The organism is Novipirellula methanifontis (genome assembly GCF_052161655.1).
Lineage (GTDB): Bacteria > Planctomycetota > Planctomycetia > Pirellulales > Pirellulaceae > Novipirellula.
The window spans coordinates 4,686,608-4,704,192 of sequence record NZ_CP197418.1 but is presented as its reverse complement, the minus strand read 5'-3'; the positions used below and the strand labels follow the sequence as shown (position 1 = coordinate 4,704,192).

The 17,585-nt window shown below is 56.2% G+C and carries 20 protein-coding genes; 2 read left to right on the top strand and 18 right to left on the bottom strand.

All coding sequences use genetic code 11. The features are described from left to right. Window positions 1–182: 182 nt before the first annotated feature. The 10 genes from SH528x_RS16715 to SH528x_RS16670 all read right to left on the bottom strand — a co-directional run bounded on the left by SH528x_RS16715 (window position 183) and on the right by SH528x_RS16670 (window position 12,328). Window positions 183–986 carry a radical SAM protein gene (locus SH528x_RS16715; RefSeq protein WP_442511658.1) on the bottom strand — a complete coding sequence of 268 codons (804 nt, stop codon included), beginning with the start codon at window positions 984–986 and terminating at the stop codon, window positions 183–185. Continuing rightward, window positions 983–1,696: a glycosyltransferase family 2 protein gene (locus tag SH528x_RS16710; RefSeq protein WP_442511657.1), complete on the bottom strand. Its 714-nt coding sequence runs from the start codon at window positions 1,694–1,696 to the stop codon at window positions 983–985. Before SH528x_RS16710 ends, SH528x_RS16715 begins: the two co-directional genes overlap by 4 nt. Beyond that, window positions 1,689–2,429: a glycosyltransferase family 2 protein gene (locus SH528x_RS16705; RefSeq protein ID WP_442511656.1), complete on the bottom strand. Its 741-nt coding sequence runs from the start codon at window positions 2,427–2,429 to the stop codon at window positions 1,689–1,691. The genes SH528x_RS16710 and SH528x_RS16705 overlap by 8 nt, the downstream gene beginning before the upstream one ends. Continuing rightward, window positions 2,416–3,555, bottom strand: a complete 1,140-nt coding sequence (locus SH528x_RS16700) for a hypothetical protein (protein WP_442511655.1) — start codon at window positions 3,553–3,555, stop codon at window positions 2,416–2,418. Before SH528x_RS16700 ends, SH528x_RS16705 begins: the two co-directional genes overlap by 14 nt. Window positions 3,556–3,595: 40 nt before the next feature. Continuing rightward, entirely contained in the window at window positions 3,596–4,981 is a 1,386-nt protein-coding gene (locus SH528x_RS16695; protein WP_442511654.1) for a sulfotransferase, read from the bottom strand. Beyond that, a complete protein-coding gene (locus SH528x_RS16690; protein ID WP_442511653.1) occupies window positions 4,959–5,519 on the bottom strand; it encodes a hypothetical protein in 561 nt (186 codons plus the stop codon). The genes SH528x_RS16695 and SH528x_RS16690 overlap by 23 nt, the downstream gene beginning before the upstream one ends. Continuing rightward, window positions 5,516–7,639: a hypothetical protein gene (locus tag SH528x_RS16685; RefSeq protein ID WP_442511652.1), complete on the bottom strand. Its 2,124-nt coding sequence runs from the start codon at window positions 7,637–7,639 to the stop codon at window positions 5,516–5,518. The genes SH528x_RS16690 and SH528x_RS16685 overlap by 4 nt, the downstream gene beginning before the upstream one ends. A 3-nt stretch (window positions 7,640–7,642) precedes the next feature. Then, window positions 7,643–8,434, bottom strand: a complete 792-nt coding sequence (locus SH528x_RS16680) for a hypothetical protein (protein ID WP_442511651.1) — start codon at window positions 8,432–8,434, stop codon at window positions 7,643–7,645. Further along, a complete protein-coding gene (locus SH528x_RS16675; RefSeq protein WP_442511650.1) occupies window positions 8,434–11,577 on the bottom strand; it encodes a phage tail tape measure protein in 3,144 nt (1,047 codons plus the stop codon). The genes SH528x_RS16680 and SH528x_RS16675 overlap by 1 nt, the downstream gene beginning before the upstream one ends. Window positions 11,578–11,812: 235 nt before the next feature. Then, the gene (locus tag SH528x_RS16670) at window positions 11,813–12,328 is read right to left on the bottom strand and encodes a hypothetical protein (RefSeq protein ID WP_442511649.1); all 516 of its coding nucleotides are present in this window, start codon (window positions 12,326–12,328) and stop codon (window positions 11,813–11,815) included. 111 nt (window positions 12,329–12,439) lie between these two features. Here SH528x_RS16670 and SH528x_RS16665 point away from each other — a divergent pair, with 111 nt between their 5' ends. Continuing rightward, on the top strand, window positions 12,440–12,826 hold the full coding sequence (locus tag SH528x_RS16665) for a hypothetical protein (RefSeq protein WP_442511648.1): 387 nt from the start codon (window positions 12,440–12,442) through the stop codon (window positions 12,824–12,826). 160 nt (window positions 12,827–12,986) lie between these two features. Then, window positions 12,987–13,442: a hypothetical protein gene (locus SH528x_RS16660; protein WP_442511647.1), complete on the top strand. Its 456-nt coding sequence runs from the start codon at window positions 12,987–12,989 to the stop codon at window positions 13,440–13,442. Window positions 13,443–13,488: 46 nt separating this feature from the next. Here the strand turns inward: SH528x_RS16660 and SH528x_RS16655 are convergent, their stop codons facing one another. The 8 genes from SH528x_RS16655 to SH528x_RS16620 are packed head-to-tail and all read right to left on the bottom strand — an operon-like array spanning window position 13,489 to window position 17,567. Next, window positions 13,489–13,905, bottom strand: coding sequence for a phage tail tube protein (locus SH528x_RS16655; RefSeq protein WP_442511646.1), 417 nt, complete (start codon window positions 13,903–13,905; stop codon window positions 13,489–13,491). Between the two features lie 17 nt (window positions 13,906–13,922). Beyond that, on the bottom strand, window positions 13,923–14,480 hold the full coding sequence (locus tag SH528x_RS16650; protein WP_442511645.1) for a hypothetical protein: 558 nt from the start codon (window positions 14,478–14,480) through the stop codon (window positions 13,923–13,925). After that, entirely contained in the window at window positions 14,477–14,923 is a 447-nt protein-coding gene (locus SH528x_RS16645) for a hypothetical protein (RefSeq protein WP_442511644.1), read from the bottom strand. The genes SH528x_RS16650 and SH528x_RS16645 overlap by 4 nt, the downstream gene beginning before the upstream one ends. Then, a complete protein-coding gene (locus SH528x_RS16640; protein WP_442512136.1) occupies window positions 14,920–15,291 on the bottom strand; it encodes a hypothetical protein in 372 nt (123 codons plus the stop codon). Before SH528x_RS16640 ends, SH528x_RS16645 begins: the two co-directional genes overlap by 4 nt. Window positions 15,292–15,296: 5 nt before the next feature. Continuing rightward, entirely contained in the window at window positions 15,297–15,545 is a 249-nt protein-coding gene (locus SH528x_RS16635) for a hypothetical protein (protein WP_442511643.1), read from the bottom strand. Window positions 15,546–15,595: 50 nt separating this feature from the next. Then, window positions 15,596–16,609: a hypothetical protein gene (locus SH528x_RS16630; RefSeq protein ID WP_442511642.1), complete on the bottom strand. Its 1,014-nt coding sequence runs from the start codon at window positions 16,607–16,609 to the stop codon at window positions 15,596–15,598. Then, window positions 16,606–17,211 (bottom strand): hypothetical protein, encoded by a 606-nt coding sequence (locus tag SH528x_RS16625; protein ID WP_442511641.1) that lies wholly within the window; start codon window positions 17,209–17,211, stop codon window positions 16,606–16,608. The genes SH528x_RS16630 and SH528x_RS16625 overlap by 4 nt, the downstream gene beginning before the upstream one ends. A gap of 29 nt (window positions 17,212–17,240) precedes the next feature. Continuing rightward, the gene (locus tag SH528x_RS16620; protein ID WP_442511640.1) at window positions 17,241–17,567 is read right to left on the bottom strand and encodes a DUF2190 family protein; all 327 of its coding nucleotides are present in this window, start codon (window positions 17,565–17,567) and stop codon (window positions 17,241–17,243) included. Window positions 17,568–17,585: the final 18 nt, after the last annotated feature.

The following is a 17,585-nucleotide window of genomic DNA, read 5'->3' as shown; positions in this document are numbered from 1 at the left end:
AAACCTGATAAATACTCACAGCAATGAACTTTGGTATCCACCACAGTAATTTCCAAGCGAGCAAACTCGTCTCATCCTTTACCGAATTACTTGTGTCGTTTTGCCAAGAGCATTGCATAGATGAGATTGTCTTGATCGCGAAAAGAAGTGAGCATCGTATTCGACACCAAAAGGGTACGGAATCAGATCTTTCCACTCTGGGTTGGATCTCGATGTTTGAACGGGACACGTTTGCTTGGGCACAGTCCACATTGCGGGATCGCCTTCGACTGGACGAAGGTTCTTAGCTCTTCATCAGTGGCCGATGCAGGGCATGCCTTGTAGTCGCGGAAAAGTTGCCACGCAGGGATGGTTTCGAGTTTCAGTCGTTGTTCCACAAGGGCGTGATACGCGAGCGCGGGACATTTCCACAAGCTTTCGCGAAACAACTGGGTGCAAGTTTTCTGCATGCAGATGCGGTAGGCGGACTCGGGCTTGGAATTGAAAGGCATCGGCTTGCCGTCTTCGACTCGATACTGCCGCATCCAGCCACGATGTGACTGGCGAATCTTGATCTGGATTGCGGGATAGTCGGCTCGCCATTGCCATACTGTTCTCTTTGCCGCGTTGAAACGATCCATATACGGCTGATGTGTGCCGTGCTGGCTGACTTCGAGACGGCAATTGGTATCCACCAACGTCGCAGGCAACTCGGGATGACGATCGAAGAAAAAACCGTTTGTAACGAGCATCAAGTTGGAATCGGGCCAATACTGGCGGGCCAAACGCAAGTGCTCGATCAAATGCGGGTTCAAGAGCGGCTCGCCGCCGAGCAGGGCGAAACGGTGAGGCCGAACGCGATTCGACCACGACAAATATTCGCGGCGAGCATCCGCCGGTGTCGGCAGTTTCCCGGCGAGACGCAAATTGCTGTAGTGACTACACTGCTGACACGACAGATTGCAACCGTGGGCGAGGTGGTATTCCAATGCTGGTATGTCAATCATCGCCAAATCACTTTCTCCAATCCGTGTTTCCTAAGTGCTGCTTTGAGGAACCGTGGCCGCCGCCGAATGTACCCTGGCGGATCGACATGCTCGTGGCGAAACGAACGATTGATATCACAGGCAACATTGACGCCAGCGACTTTGCATCGCCAGAAGAAATCCCAGTGCTCTTCGACCTTGAGTGATTCATCCCACCGGATCGCTTGCAGGATATCGCGATAGGCAACGAAACAGTTGCCGACATAGTGGCACCAACGAATCGAGCCGCGCTGTCGGTAATAGCCGCGAGGGATCCGCAGTGTCTTGCCATCAACTCGCATGAGCTTTGGGCGTTCTTGCTGATTCGATAGAGCCGCGAGCAGGTCGAGGTCGTGATGCTTGTTCAGCGTTTTGACCAATTCAACCAGTTTTGTTTGCTCGGTGACCAGGTGGTCGTCGTCAGTGAAGACCACGATCGGAGTTTCGCTGGCGTCGAGAAGGCGGTTGCGTCCTGCGGAAAGTCCGATGTCGTATTTCGTCTCAATGATACGGTCGACCATTGCTGCTTCAGTGGGACAATTGGCCGAAAAACGCAATTCGGGTTTACCATCATCGAGAACGTGAATCGCGGGGCGATCCTCGGCACAATGCTGGTGAATGCTACGAATGAGGGCGGCACAACACTGGGGGCGATGAATCGTTTTGATGCAATAAGTAACTTGATCACGCACGGACAATCTGGCCTCCGGGATAACGCATCGAATGAAATCCGTGTTTACGAAGTCCCATCGAGCGGAACTTTGATCGTCCGCGGAGGGGGCGGTAAGCGTCGCTCGTCACGTGGGCGTGGCGAATGAAACAATCGCCGGCGACTGCTACCGGCAGATGAGCCAGCTTGGCACGGTAAAAGAACTCCCAGTGCTCGTACGTCTTCAATTCTTCATCCCACCGAAGGGACCGGATCGTGTCGGTGCGAGCGAGAAACGCATTGGAGGACATGTGACACCAAGCGACGTGACCGTTTCGCCGGATCTCGCCACGATGCATCCAAATTCGCCGGCCCTTCATCAACGGCGATAGCATCGTCGGCCGACCGCCGGATCCTTGCCGGACACCCAGAAGGTCGACGTCAAGGCTATCGAAGCGTTCGATAAGTTTATCGAGGTACAGGTTCGGCGTCACAACGTGGTCGTCGTCCAGCAAGAACAAGTACTCGGACTTCACTGCATCGACGGCGGTATTGCGGCCGACACCCACACCGACGTCGTGCTGGTCCAGGTTGATCACGGTGCAGCGTTTTGCGGTGTCTGGGTACTTGCCGCTGAATCTAGCCTCGGGACGTCCGTCGTCCACGACGATAATGTTAGGACTCTCGATATGCTGATGGAGCGATTCAACCAGTCGGTGACAGGACCAGGGGCGATGGATTGTCTTGATGCAAAAGGTGATCTCACTGAGTTTCATTCGGCAATTCCTCCGGTAGGATCCTGGCGAGACTGCCGGCTAAAAATCTCTTTGGCAGTTCGCCGTAGCGGGACCGATGGGCGTCGTGAAGAATGGTCGGCGCTCTGGATGCCCAGTGACGACAGGCGGGGACTCTGGCGCGTCCATCGACCAGCACGAGGTCGGGCGTCCGATCAGCTGCGACGTGGATGTACTCTTCGAATTGTCCTGGTTCGGCCGGACCGAACTTTGGGCATGGCCAGGCTGGCGGTGCGAAGAGGACCTCCACGTTGGGCGGAAACGGCGTGACGCGTGCGAGCCACTTGGCGTTGTGCTCGACGGTAGTCACTTTCGCCACGCGATCGGCCAACCAAAACGTTGAGTGTCCGCAGCCATACTCTAGAACGTGAAAGTGTGGCTGAAGAAGTGATTCCAATGCCGCTATTTCATCGGCTTCCATCCACGGCTGAGGGTCAACGTACGAATGTTTGACGGGGTGATAGATCGTCGCTCCCAACCCAATCGGCTGAAACGGCATCCAGGTGATACGGTGTAAACTCGGAATGCTGACGGGTGTTATCCCACAGCGGGCCGCTAGCGTTGCAAACCGCAATTCACCGGTTACCTCGCCAAGCCCCTGCATATCCTCGGTGTAGAGCAGTGCAATTTGATTGAGAGCCGCATGCGATACCATGATGCAAGAGAAGGGAACCATGCCCGTTGCCAGTGGTCGCAATTCTGCAGGGATGTGCGGTCTCTGGCGACGAAACCACTCTGGCTCTCGATGGGACAAACGGATGGACGGCGCCGCGAGTGAAAACTGTGTCACGGGTGATAGCAGATCGTCGATGGACTGGTTGACCAGGGTATCCCACTCGACAATGAAGTATCGATCTGCGGATACGCGACGATTGAGAAACCAATCGATCAGTAGCAGGTCCGTTGATTTCGCTTTGAGTTTCGGACGTTGTTCGACTTGGGCTCGCCAATGCGAATGCGAGAAGTCGGCGATAGACTCCCCGGTCGCAAGTGGCGTTGCGGAGGAGACGGCGACGGTCGGGCCGGACGAGAAACGCTGGAGTCTCGCAAAGTGATCACGGGTCACCGGATCATCGTCGTGATGCAGGAATACAGAGCAAGTAGTCACGCGTTTTGTTTTCTCAAATTGTTGGGCAACGCCTTGGAACTCAGCCGAACTTCCGCAGTTCAGGATTGACGTGGTCGATGGCCGAAGCGATCTCCTCGTCGGTTGGCTGGATGCCAAGGAACTCGATCAAATTGCGAATGACTTCTTCGGGATGTGTGGTCAACTCGGCGAACTCGATGCGGAAGACGTCGATCTCGGGATGCTTTTCCAGGAATGCATCACGGTGCTGCATCAGGCAGCGCTGCAGACGCTCGCATTGTTCATCACTGGCAGCAAACCATTGGCCTCGATGTTTTTCTGAGCGGTTTTGCAGGCTTCGAATAGACGCCTCGATGTCACGCTCGACGCTGATGACCTTCAGTGATCCCCCGAGGCCAGCATGAAGATGCTCGACAAACCGACACAGATGCGGGTATTTACCGCCGGCCACTGTCTTGTCGCGATTCGCTTCCGCTTTGCGAGTGACGATCCATGACTTCAGCTGTTGCGTGAGCTGCTCATCCGACATCGTGGGATCGACGGCGGGAAATCGCATCGCCTTTTCACAAAGCTGGGCCAATCCGACGGCTTCGCCACCGCCGGTCGCTTCATAACCGCCGAGCTGGTTGCCCATATGGACGCCAAGATGATGCATAACCATGGCGACACAGGATGTCCCCGAGCGATGGGGACCGAGCACCGCGAAGAAAGGGGCGTCCGAATGGTCGGCGTTGCGGGCGTCGTTGAAGAAGCGTGTCTGTTCCCACTTGCGACCGCAGATATTGGACTTGGTCGGTAGTTGCCCGACGAGCCAGCGGTCGGGGGCGTAGACCGCGATCGACTCTTTGTCGACGTTCTTGCCTTGCACGAGTGATTGGTAGCGGCGCTGGGTCAATCGCCCAAGATGATGATCGATGTGGTGTTTCGAGTGCCAATCACTCCAGTGGAGGTGTCGGTACAAAACCTTCATGTTTTCACGACCACGGACCATGAAGGCATGCGTCCGATTGACGTTGTACGGCCGGTAAACATGCTCGCTGATTTTGTGCGGTGGGTGCTTGCCGGCATAAAGATGTTGGCCACCGAGATACGCAAGTCCCCAATCGGCCGGCAACTCGGTGACGTAGGCTTTGAGCTGATTTGCAAAATCGTCGCAGAACCCGGCGTCGTCTTCGAAGACTACGTAAGAGTCGATTCGCTCGATGAGACATTTTTCGAGAATTAATGCATGCGAACGGTAGCATCCCCAAGCTCCGTTTCCAGCACGCCACTGAGGAGGCGTCGCGACACGGCGGCCGTCGATCGCCGTAAAACGCTCGGGATGAGGAAACGGCCAGGGATCGGGAAGTTGCTCCATCCACTCTTTGAGCCGATCCTCGCGTCGATCGAGGTTCATCAGAAAGCATCGCTCGACGATCGGCCGATCAATCGCGATCTTCGTTGTCATTCGGCTCGGGTGTTCCGTCGGGGAATTTGCGTAGGAATTTTCGGACGGCTGTTTGAACGAGTGACTTGGCGATGACGCGAGTGAACCTTCCATGGGGCATTCCTCTCAATTGAGCTTCTTCGAGTAACCAGTCGGCGATCGTGTCAATGTTTCGCAGGCAGCCTTCGGCGCCCCAGTCGTTCATCGTGTCGACTCGCGTTTCGCAGTTGCACGTTTCGCTCGGCTTTGCGAACCATGCAAGCATGTTTTTCAGTTCGTTTCCCGGACCGGGCCGGTAATTGGTGATCTTCAGCGTTGCAGGCGATACATCGCCCTCCGGCAGATAGCTGCCGAGCATTGTTTGCAATAGCGAGATGTTTTTGCGGCGGCGTTTACGGTTGACCAATGCCATGCCGATGGTGACCACGTTAATCGCTCGCGGGTTGCTTTCGTTCTGGCACGCGTTGCAAGCCGCTGGCGAAGTCTTGACTTGGCATTCGGCCAGGCTGGTGGCAACCGAGCACACGTTGTCGCCGGATAGGTGAGGGCAGTGAATCATGCGGTCATCTCCGTCACTTGGCCGTCGTAACTTCCCGTGCTTGAGGGTGGTTCACCGGGGTCGTCACAGTCGCTTTCGAGCAGTTCCCATCCGCAGGACCAAACCCAGGTGCTGTAACACGGTTCGCTGCTGCCGCTGCTGTCATGGGAAGGTTCCTCGATGGAGTGACTTTGGCTTGGGCGATCGCTGTCGGAACCGTCGGATATTGAATCGCTTGTCGACCGTGAAGTGGATTCCGATCCAAAGCCGCTGGATGATGCCGGCACGCTGGTGGACGCATTACTATCGGAACCGGAAGTACTGCCGAGATACGATCGTGATTCGCTGATGGAATCGTGCCGTGATCCAGAACTCGCATCGACGCTTGGTTCACTATCGGAATCGCTTTCCGATCTGCTGGTTGATCGTGACACAGAAGCGGACTCGGAATGCGATTCTGAGTCGCTCGTATCTGATCCACTGAGGCTGCTTGCCGACACATCCCAACTGTGCGATGGCGAGCTTTCGGAGCGAGAGTCCGAGTCGCTCTTCGAATCGCTTTGCGAAACGCTTTGGACGGAACCGCTCGACTCACTCGCCGACGATTCCCCAACGGACGATTCGCTTGTCGATTTCGACGTCGAACTACTGAGCGACGGCGTGCTGCCGGAATTGCTAGAGTGACTACTGACGCTGCTCGATGATTCTGAGTGGCTCGATGACGACCCGGATGATGAGGACGAGATCTCCGAGTTGCTAAAAGATGCGGAATTGCCGGATGACGAACTGCTGTCCGACACCGAGGGTGATGATGAGGACGAAACGCTACTTAGAGAGGAGCTGCCACTCGATGAGTTGGAATCTGAACTTGATGATGCATTGCTAGAATGTGACGACGAACTGCTGTGACTCGACGACGTACTTGATGAGCTCGATCCGCTGATGCTCGAACTATCTGACGAACTGCTGCTAGCCCCACTGCTCGACGATGAGGATGACGAGCTACTGCTGCTGCTGCTAGACGAGCCACTCGATGAATGCGATTCCGATGAGCTAGACGATGACGATCCGCTCGATGTAGAACTGCTTGACGATGACGAACTGGACGAACTACTGCCGTCGCAACATCGACATCCGATCGTCAGGTAGCTGCTGGTGTCTTCATGGAAGTGACAGATAATCTGCTGGCTCGCCAGCAACGCGTAGTCGCAGACATTGTAGACTGACACACGCGGTCCAAGCGGTATCCAGCGAGTCCCATCGAAACGCAGCTCGCGAGCCACGCCCCAAGATTTCGCCTTCAGACGTTTTGTGGGTTTGCAAAGCAGCGTTTGTTTCGGCGGATCGATCACCCATGAACGCTGCCCATCGAAGCTTACTTGCAGGTATTGTTTGGGCGAGTCGGCAATCGGCCCGCGGATTCGCTGTGCTGAATGATTCCGAGCGGTAATCCGGACCGTGTTACCGTCCGGATCAGCGACGGGCTCAACGTCGCCTGCTTCGTCGAATTGGTAGAGGTCGCAATCGGCACTGCCTGTGCGCATACCTCGGCGTTCCGCAATGCCACCGGCGGGAACTTCGATGAAGTACACAGGAGCCGCAGACCGGCCAATGCGAACCACCGCCCATTGATCGCCAAGTTGGCTGGGATCGTTTCGCCAGAGGATTTGGGCAGATCCATCCGGTTTCGACTGAAGTGTATCGCCTCCCGCCTCACCCACGTCCGCAAACTTATGCCAAGTCTTGGCGACGTTGACTCGCGCGGCCACAACGCCATCGAACACGACGCGGCCGACCTTGTCTTCCGCAATCGGTTCGATGGCAACCCCAACGCGACCGGTGTGTTCCTGTTCGTTGGGGATAACGCACTGGATCGTCGCGTCGCGAACGAAGCGTGCGAGTTCGGTCGGCCCCACCGTTGGATCGGTCAGTGGCGAATTGAAACCGACGATGCCGCCAATCGGAATGGTCGCTGCCGACGTGTTATGAACACGGACAGTCGCCGCGTTTCGCACATGTGTGCGGGGACCACCGCCACCAGGCAGGCGGTTGCGATGAGCCGCATCCGCCGCGGCGAGCAACCGGTTGTATTCAGCGGCGGTGATATGGAATGGATCGCCGGGACGGACGCGTCGTGCCATCGTTTACGAAATCCCCAGCACGCCGAAATTACCACCGCGATAAACCTGTTCGACGTAGGCGGCCTCGGGAACCTGCAGCACCCGATCACCCACGACCTTCTCACCGTGTTTAACCCACAAGTAATCCCACCCGTATTTTTCAACACCGCTGATGTTTCCGATGGTCAGGTTTGACTCGTTCGGCCGAGCGGCGAAATGATAGGTGACATCAACCCAGTTGTTCTCGTCCTCGCCTCCTTCGCCACCAAGGAACAATGCTTCGCCGGCAGCGAAAATTGACCAGGGCGACGAGTTGGTTCGCCCGGTCATCGAGACCATCGCCAGTAGATACGCCGTCGAGACGTACTCGAACTTCTTGCGTACCGAAAACTCGAATGCCGGTACAGTGATGTCGACGCCGGCAACGCCTGAATCGCTGACGCCGATCGCTCCGTGGTAGATCGGAGCAATGGCACCCGGCGCTGCGTAGATGCCTCGCGTTTGCAGAGATTGATTTAGGTGGGTCGTCGCACCGGTGGTGCTGAACGAAACAGGATCCAGCTTCGTTTGATTCAGCGTGATACTGACCAGGGCGTGCCGCGCATTGATGTATTCGGCATCGATCTGCAGATGCGGAACTAGGTCATGGTGGTTGGCGTCATAATAGGAAAAGGCTGCGTCGGCCGCGGCAGTCGGGTCGACGTCGCCATCGTTGGTGGCAACGTAGGCAGCAAAGTCCGAGTGTGACTTGCCTCGCGACGCTTTCTCGGAAAGAGCCGCGGTGTCAAATTGGTAACCTCCCGAAGTGAAACTCATCAGCTGAACACCAATCCTCCTGATTGGGAGCGTTCAACAAGTCGCCGCGTGTTTTCAGCGGTCGCGATGATTGCTCGCTTCATGTCGTCGGTGATGCCGTCGCCTGAAGAGGCGGGCAATCGCAAGGCGGAGGTTGTGCCCGATATCGCTGCGTCGAATTCGCTTAGCGACTGACGCACCAAAGCAAGAGCTTCGTTAACGGCAGCGATATCCAGCATTGGCTGTTCGATTGCCAACTCAGGTATTTCGGGATCAACCGGCTCGGGGACGTTCACGGGGACCGCGGCATCGGCCTTCTCAGGAATCTCCAATTTAGGAGCGACGATCACTTCGCCAGCGTCCTCGACTGGTTCTAACCGGAGCTGCTCAAGTTTCCGGGCGCCGCTTCCGAGCCCCAGCCCAAGCGTCTCAAAATCACCAGCCGCAGCGGTCTGTGCTGGATCGGTTTCTGGACCTGAGGAGAAACGGTCCAGCGACTCCTTAGCATCACGATCAAGGCCGAGTTTTAAGTCCTTGGATTTCGGAGCCTGAAGTTCTGGGTCATCGATACCGGGCAAATCGACTTTGGGAATATCGACTGCGCCAGGTTCGGGCATCTTCGGCGGAGCCGCCAGTGGTTGAGGAGGAACAGCTTCATCTGGATTGGGTTCAGCATCCGATGACGCTGTTGCACTGTTGGCTCGATCCACCGCGGCATCGAACTGGGCCTGTGCATTTTTGATTTGATCGTCGCGATCGTTGCGGCGATCTTCTGCGGTGGGACGCCCTGATTCGCGTGCCGCTTTCGATTCGGCTCGCATTTGGTCGAGCGTACTTTGCACGCCCGTGGTCGCGTCGTCGATGATCTGTTGACGCTTTGTTTGTGCAGCGTCGTTGCTGCGAAACTGCTGCTCTTTCGACTGGTCGACAACAGCGTTCTTTGCATCGGTCTCTGCGTCGATCGCCCGGATGTCGGCGTCGATGTTCTGACCTTCGCGAGCTTTCCTCCGTGCAGCGAGCTGGTCGGCGATGCCTTTCTGCATCTCAACACGGTTCGCTTCGATTTGATGCTTACGTTTCGATCGACGTTGTTGCCGTTTGATGATCGCTTGTTGACGCTGTTGATCTTCGGCGGCATCGGCCGCCCGCGTGTCAGCATCAATCTTGGCCATCTCGACGTCGACATTGATATCGTCGTCGAATAGAGCTTTGAGTTTGATCCATGCCTTTTTGAGGAAGCCAACGGTGGAATTCCACATCGACTTCACTTGGCCCACAAACACCGTCCAGGTGTCGGCAAGGTAGTCAACGGTTTCGACCCAAGCATTCTCAACTCCGGCCAATGCGTTGATGAGCACACCCCCAATTTGCACCGATACATCGCCGGCGATGTCGACGAGTTCGTGAAGCTTCAAAAATCCCTTCTTGAGGAACCCAATCGTGCTGTTCCAGCCTTTTTGCACGGCAGACGTGAGGATCGTCCAACCGTCGGCCATGAATCCGAGCGTGCTGTTCCAGACACCGGCGAGTCCCGACAACGCACCGATCAGCACGTCGCCAATGGCATAAGCCGAATCCGCCCAGACATCGGAGATGTACTGAGTGAACTCGGCCCACTTGGCTTGGAGAAACGTGGTGCCTTTGATCCATTGCAATTTCAGATAGGACCAAAGCACATCGGCCGCTGCAGTAATGTCACCTGCCGCCAGTGCGTTAGCGATTGCACCGAAGGCGGCAAGCGTCTCTGCCTTTAGGACTTCGAAGACGCTGCCGAGATACTCGATCGCTTGGCCAGCGATGCCGGTCGAATGGAGAAAGTAGGCACCGAGGGCTGCCACCGCGGCAACAACCAGGCCCAGTGGCGTGAATAACATGCCGACAGCCGAGACGATGACGCCGATGGCGCCCCCGATAAAAGAAAAGATCGTGGCTAGTCCACCGACAGCAAACGAGGCAGCAGCAGCGAACGAACCGAGGACGAATAGTGCCGCACCGATAGTAAAAATTGCCACAGCACTTGCCGCGGCAATCTTGACGATCTTCTGGTTCTTGTTGATCCACTCGATGACGCCGGACGCCGCGCGGCTGAACGCTTTGACCATGCTGGTGACGCTGCCTTCTAGCGACTCGCCGATTGCGATGGCGACGCCTTCGATAGAGGATTTTAGAATGCGGAATGCTCCGCCCAGGCCGCCTTCCATCTCCTCGGATGTTTTGGCAGCGATCCCCCCTGCGTTTTGCAGTTGCTGGTAGAGCTTGCGGGTGTCGGCCACCGACTTGCCGATCGAACTGGCCGCGGTGATGCCTAGCAAGCCGAAGACTTCGTTAAGTTTCTCGGCCTTCTCCGCCGTGCCCATGTTTTCGGTCGCTGCGGCAACCTCGCCAAGGATGTCGACTAGCGAGCGAGCGTTGCCCTTGGCATCTTTGGTGGTGACACCAAATGTGGTTTTAAACTTCTCTGATTCGGCGGCACTGATGGTGAGCAGCCGGCGCATCGCGTTACCAGCCGACGAACCTTGGATGCCCATGTTGCCAAGTGTTCCGAGGATCGCCAGCGTCTCTTCGAGACTCATATTGGCGTCCGCAGCGACCGGGCCAGCGTACGACAAAGCTTCGCCGAGAGACTCCACGGTGTTGAACGACTTGTTGGCTGCGGCGGTCAGTCCGTCGGCGACGCGAGTGGCATCACCGGCTTCCATGCTGAACTGGCGGATCGTTGCCGCCATGATGCCGGACGCCTGTGTCGCATCGGTGCCAGTCGCTCGAGCCATGTTCATCACGGCGGCGGTCATTCGTTCGATCTGTTCCGGCTTGAAACCGGCGCGACCGAGTTCCGTCATCAGCGATGCTACTTCGCTAGCGGAGTAGCTGGTTGTGGCTCCCAGCTTCTTAGCTGTATTGCGGAGCGACTCAAGCTGCGTTTCAGTCGCCTGAGTAATGGCCGCGACACCTCGCATGGCATCGTCGAAGTTCGAAAAGATGGCGACGCTTCCGGCCAGAGGGGCTGCGGCGGCGGTGCCCAACCCCATCAACTTCGTGCCGAGCAATCGTGTTGATTGACCGAACGACTGCAATCGCTTCTGAGCTGATCGCAGACCTTTGACGAACGCTGCATCCTTGGTCAGCAGTTCGACGTAGGCGGCTCCGGCTCGGACTTGGGACATGAATCAGAAGTTCCAAGAGATGCGTCGGACGGGTGAAACGCTGCCCCCAAGAGACTGGCGACCTGGCGAACGGTAGCTCGCGCCGGCATAGGCTTGGTCGCCGTGTAGGGGTTGAAATCGTCGGGCTTGAACGGTTTGCGACGACGGCGGCGATCGCGGTTGATTTCAGCGGTCAGTGCCATGACACTCGATGCGATGTTCCAATCGTGACGTCGTCGAGCGTCGGCCATGTGCATTAGCTGGCGGAGGGTGAGTGGTCCGGGGTCGACTCCGACAATTCCGGCGAGTTCGACGACGATCCGTTCAACGTCGGCGCCCCGAGTTTCCGTTCGAGGTCGCTGAGAAGCATGTCCACCAACTTCGGATCGTCCAGTCTCCGTTCGATCGCTTCCAATCCCCGTGTCTCGATCAACCGCTGTTTGTCGGCCGCCTTCCGCAGAAGACGGCGACGCGACTCCGGGAAGTACGCGATTAAAGCATCGACGACCGCTTTGCAGGCTTCGTCGATTGCGTCGCCGGCCAGCCCTTCCGCGAATGCTTCATCATCGACGTCTTGTTGGTCCGCTTGCGGTTTGCAAATCGCGAACAGGACGTCACCTAATAACAGCGGGTCGCTGGACAGTTGCGTGATCAGATCGCCATCGATGGCGTCCAACAAGCGAACGTCGGTAAGTGCTTTCACACGGCGTAGCGTGGTGTTGTCGATATCGACGATCCACACTCGCCCGCGTCGATCAATAAATTTTTGCATGGGACTCCGTTCATCAGCCATAAAAGCTAAACTTAAGTTGATTCCAAACTTCATTCCGGCACGCCATTGGCAGGCCGCATATTTACCCGTTGTCCGTCGCTAGAAATTTCAATGCTTCGAGTTTTTATCAATGGAACGCAGGCCTTAATCAACTCTGCTGATGAGCTTCACGCTGCTCTGACAACGTCACTCGACCATACCTCCTGCGAATACACCGTGGTCGATGGCGATTTGCCGACTCATAACCTAAGCGTGCTCCGCAATGGCGATTCTGCTATTCTCTTTTACACGCTGAACATCGACGAGGAGTCGTATACTTCACGGAATACCGAAGTGGATGAAGGCGTCGCCGAGACTGAATTCACACTTTCAAATGGTCAGACTGATCCATACGACAGTGCGTTTGTCGTTTCTGTCGACGCGGCATTTGACGCAATGTGCGACTTTTTTCAACACCGAATGCTTCCCCAAACGATTGATTGGAAGCGTGAATTTTGATGCCTGCTGCGGACAACATGGTTGCCTTAAGGGCCTTCGGCGAGCCTTTTTGGGTTGGTAACGCACTCTGGCGTTGGTAGAATAATTCAATTCCTGACGTATTCCGCTTCGATCAGTGGCGGCGTCAGCAAAACGTTGCGGTGTGCGACTCAATTCTGCGATGCCACAATTCCTTCGAATACTGCCGAGAGACCCAGCGTTCTCGCTGGATCACAAGACAGCTGGTGAAGTGGTCGCCTATCTGCTTAATCGCGTCGACGGCGTTCGTGATGCTATCCCCGAGATTTGGTCTGAGACGCACTTCTTCACACACGGGCGTAAGCCCGTCGAAGCCTCTTGTCCAAACTGCCATAAGCCGATCCCGGCTGATTGGCTTAACGAGAACATCGCACGTTGCTGGGATGACTCATTTACTGATCTCGCGGTCGTCGCACCCTGCTGTGGTAGAGATACCACGCTTGACCAACTTGCCTTCCGTCGTGCCGCCGGTTTCGCTCACTTCATGATTCGCGTCTATGGTTCGGCCGTCGTCTCCGGTATTCCTGAAGAACACCTGCGCGCACTGGAGAGTCTAGTCAGATGTGAACTTAAGCAGTTACCACCGCCCAAAGAATGAGTCGAACAACATGCTTCTTAGTAAGTATCTATGGCACACAGTCTCATTAAGCTCCGCTACCAACCGGCACGTTGATTCCGTTACCGGTCGCAGATTGAGTGGGCTTGAGTGTCACGTCGGCCGAGACCACTTCTTCGAGGTTTTGATTGACATTGAAGTTCATGACTTCGCAGGTCAGCGTCAATGAACCGCCGGCGTCACTGATGTCGACATCGCAGGGCGTGCCACTGCTCCAGAGCGTCTGAAGCATCGAGAACGAAGTGTCGCCGTTCTTGTTGAGGACCGTGAACTCGATCGAGGCATCCTTGAGTGTGCCCACGGTGGCTCGCCAACCGTTGTTGTCACGAGTGCTCGCATCTGCTTCGGCTTTTTCGAGATTGACCGTCAAATCTTTGACGTTCTTAATTTCGGCACCGTCGATGGTGAGCACCGCGTCGAGACCGAGGACTACTTCTGCTGACATATTGACCTTCTCTCGATTTACTTGACGGAGTCACGCCAGAACTTGGGTAGACGTGATTGGTTGGCTAGCAGGGCCGGTTTCATGAATGGACGTTTGGGATAACGTCGCGGCTTGTTTGCGCCGCGGCGTTCGTTTTCTTCCTCAACCAACCGTGTGGCACGATTGGCCTGGGCGGCGCTTTGCAAAAGCGTGCGAACAAACTTGCCGGGTGCTGCCACGCGGATCGGACCGTGTTGGCCAACCTGGAAGCGGTGACGCTTCAGTTTGCGTCGCTTTGTGACAACACCGCCGAACTCGTGTAGGTTCCACAGGCGACCAGCGATTTCGTTGACCGGGCCTATTACTGCCTCTTCACGGTCCCGATTCACCTCGTAGCGAATCACGCGGCGAAGCATGCCGGTCTGCGTGTGTGGTGGCGAACCAGGACTCGACGGCTTCTTCCGTTTTCGGATCGATCGCTTCGCGGTTATCCGAATGGTCGCGGCGGCATGACCAAGCGAGCGGAAATTGGCGGCTTGAACTTTCTTCTGGACTTTCGCTTGATCAAAATGGACCCGTGTTCGGATCTGGATCACTTCGCGAGCTCAAATGTCAACGTCAGCAAACTCGTGAATTGATTGAACTGCGTCCAATGTTCGGTGGAGTACAGGACAGCGTTTTCGACCTTAACACAGCGAGCGGCGACGAAAGAGTTGAGCCGTTTGAGTCGGAAGTAGTCGGCCAGTTCTTCAACGAAGAACACAAGCGGGTCGATTTCTTTTGCATCGCCCTTGCTGAACTTCTTTTGGATGGCCACATCGATCGTCGCGTGAAACTTGTTGCTGACTCGATCGAGCGGCAAGTATTCGACCTCACGTGGCACCACGGTAACTCGCAGCTCCTTCATGTCTTCGAGATCGAAGTTGGGAACATACAATCGTTGTGCAGCGAGGTTTTTCTTTGAAAACTCGCCGGCATTGATTTCAGCGACGACGCTGTCGGTAATTTGAATGACCGTTGCGGGTGTCGATGTTGTCATGTGATCGTATCAACCAGTTTGGTGTGAATGCGAAGTTTGACGCGGAAGGGGTCGCTGTAACGCCAGGGCGGTTCGTTTCCGATCGACATCAGCTCGTACACGAACGTCGTGGCGCCGTCGGTTTCCAGAATGCGATCACCGCGGCGAGGCCATGTACCGATGTCGGACTGCAACAGATCCTTCGTGTTGATCAGAAAGTCACGAACCTGAGCACGGGTGATGATGCCCTCGCCGTCGTCTTGTTCGTATTCCGACTTGCCGATCGTCGCCGATAGCTCAGCGGATAATTCTTCACGCTGATAGACAACGGTTCGCGAAGCGTGCTTGGTCATCTTTTCCGCTAACCAAGACTGGCCTCGCTGATGCATGTCGCTCACGACTTACTTCCCGCCCGCGAATTAATGGGGCGTTTCGACTGCAACAACGCAGCGGCTTTCTCACCAAGTTCGTCACGCCACGCTTCATTTGCACGACGTTGATACTCATCCGAGATCGCCTCGGCTTCTTCTTGCAACTGTTGCTGCCGAAAATTGAGTTGGCGTGAGAACGGATGAAGCGGACTGTTTGCTCCGCCCAGTGCGTTCCCGCCTCCGTCACGTTTCTTATTCGGCAGCAATGCCACGGCGAGGAGAACTAGAACAACTACGGTTGCGATTCCTAGAATCATGAGCTTCACATGCCTCGCTTGATGAGAATGAATCCGAGTAGGATGATGGCGACAACGATCAGGGCGAGCGTGGCCAGTTCGCCGGCCCCGGCCCAGATCAAGGCGTTGCGACCGCCAAGATCGCGGTCAAATAGCCGGTCACGGTCGACGTCGCGGTCTCGGTCGAATGGACGCCAGTTATCGTTTGGTTCAACGGGACAGTATCCGTCGGGACAGTCCTGTGAGGAGAGCTGCAGCGTTGGCGAGATAGCATCGTCCCAAGAATAGCCGCGGGTTTTGAGAGCACCGGTCCGCTGAGCTTGACGGGTCTGTTGATAAAGTTCGTACCCGTGCCGCAGGTCGTCGTAAAGTTCGGCGGCGGTCGAGGGGAGCATCGTGTGTCCCGCCGCATGAACGTGTCCCCCATTTGCGTCCTGGAACAACACCACCGGGAACTGATTGACTGGCACGATCTCTTCAAATCGAGTCCGATAGAGGGCGTTGCCCGACGTGTAAACCTGAAATTCGCAAACCGACTTGAGTCTTGTCAGCTGTTTGTCGCGATTGAACCATTCCAGGAGCTGTTGACTCTTCGCATCGCTACCAACGAAGAGAGCAATTTGATATTGCTTTCGCGCGGGTGCCGGCTTGGAGCTGGATGCAGGACTTACCACAATCGGCGCCGGAACGGTCAAGGTGGCAGGCGACGAAGTTGGCGTCACATGATACGGACGCACTGTCGGCGCGGTCGGCATTAAACGCGATGGCTGGGACGTCGGAGGACAGGGGCCACATGGCTGACCAGTTTGTTGCTTCAGCTCGCCCTGAGCACCAAGATTGACTCGCTGTGGTTCCTGCAACTTTTCAATCTGGCCGGTCGGAGGTGCAAGCGGTCTGGCCGGAGGTAACTTCCATGAAGATTCTTGCGGTGCAGGCGCCGGGGAATGCAATGCGGTAAACACTGCTGCCAGCAGTACAGCATGGATGACCGCAACGGCGATCAGTCCCACGCTTAGTCGAATTTGAATTTCGTCTTTCACTCGATGACCTCGTAACTTGGATAAGGCAAAGAACTGGCGGGGTCTTCCAAAACGGTCAACGCGAAGCCGCCATAACCCGCCCATAAGCGGACGAACTGCTCACGTGGCGTGAGTTCAAACCGTCCGGGATAGTTGTTGTCGAGAATCGCTGCGTACTGACGCCCGTCTCGGTTGACCCAACCGACGAAGGTGCAGCAGTGAGCTGGCTTCCACCACAGGATTGCCCCTCGCCGAGTTGCCGTAGCCCAATCAAGAAAACGTGGGTCGGCTTTGACGGTGTAGCTGTAATCGATATCCGCCGCATCAAGTCGACTTCGCAATCGAGAGTCCCACTCGCCATCGCTGTAGGTCGCCCGCCAACGTTCGCCGAGTTCGAACAGGTTCAGCCAGCGAAGGTGATTGACCAGCGACGCATGGACGCAGCTACCCTGATTCAGACTGCCAGTCCAGTTACGTTGATGAAGCTGGGAGGGCAGATTCGCAACCGGCTGTTCCGCTGGCGGTGCAGGAAGCGGCTTGACTTGTACCGGATGATCCGGCAAACATCCTGTGGCACACAGGAGCAGTCCGGCGGCGAAAAATGCACGCAGAAATCCTCTCACGTGGTTTTCCTTTTCAAGATGAACGGGATTTACTGCGTCAGCAGGACGCGAACAATGGAGCTGCCCGGCAGCGCGGGCCGGATTGCTTTGCCAAGCAGCGGGTGACCGCCACTCGTCTTGACCACATGCCAGCTGGCGGTAGACCAATAAAGCCGAGTGCCAACGTCGATGTTGGTCGACGGGTCTTTCAGCACGTCAAAAACACCGCGAACAGAAAGTCCCCCGGTCTGACCGGCTGCAACGAAGAATTTGCTGATCCCAACAAGTTCCCCCAGCACAACGATCGAACCAGCGGGCACATCATCCGCGGGGACGAAATCAATAGTCGAACCGTCGTGCAGGAAAGTTGCGGGCATCGCGAGTCAACTTCCCTT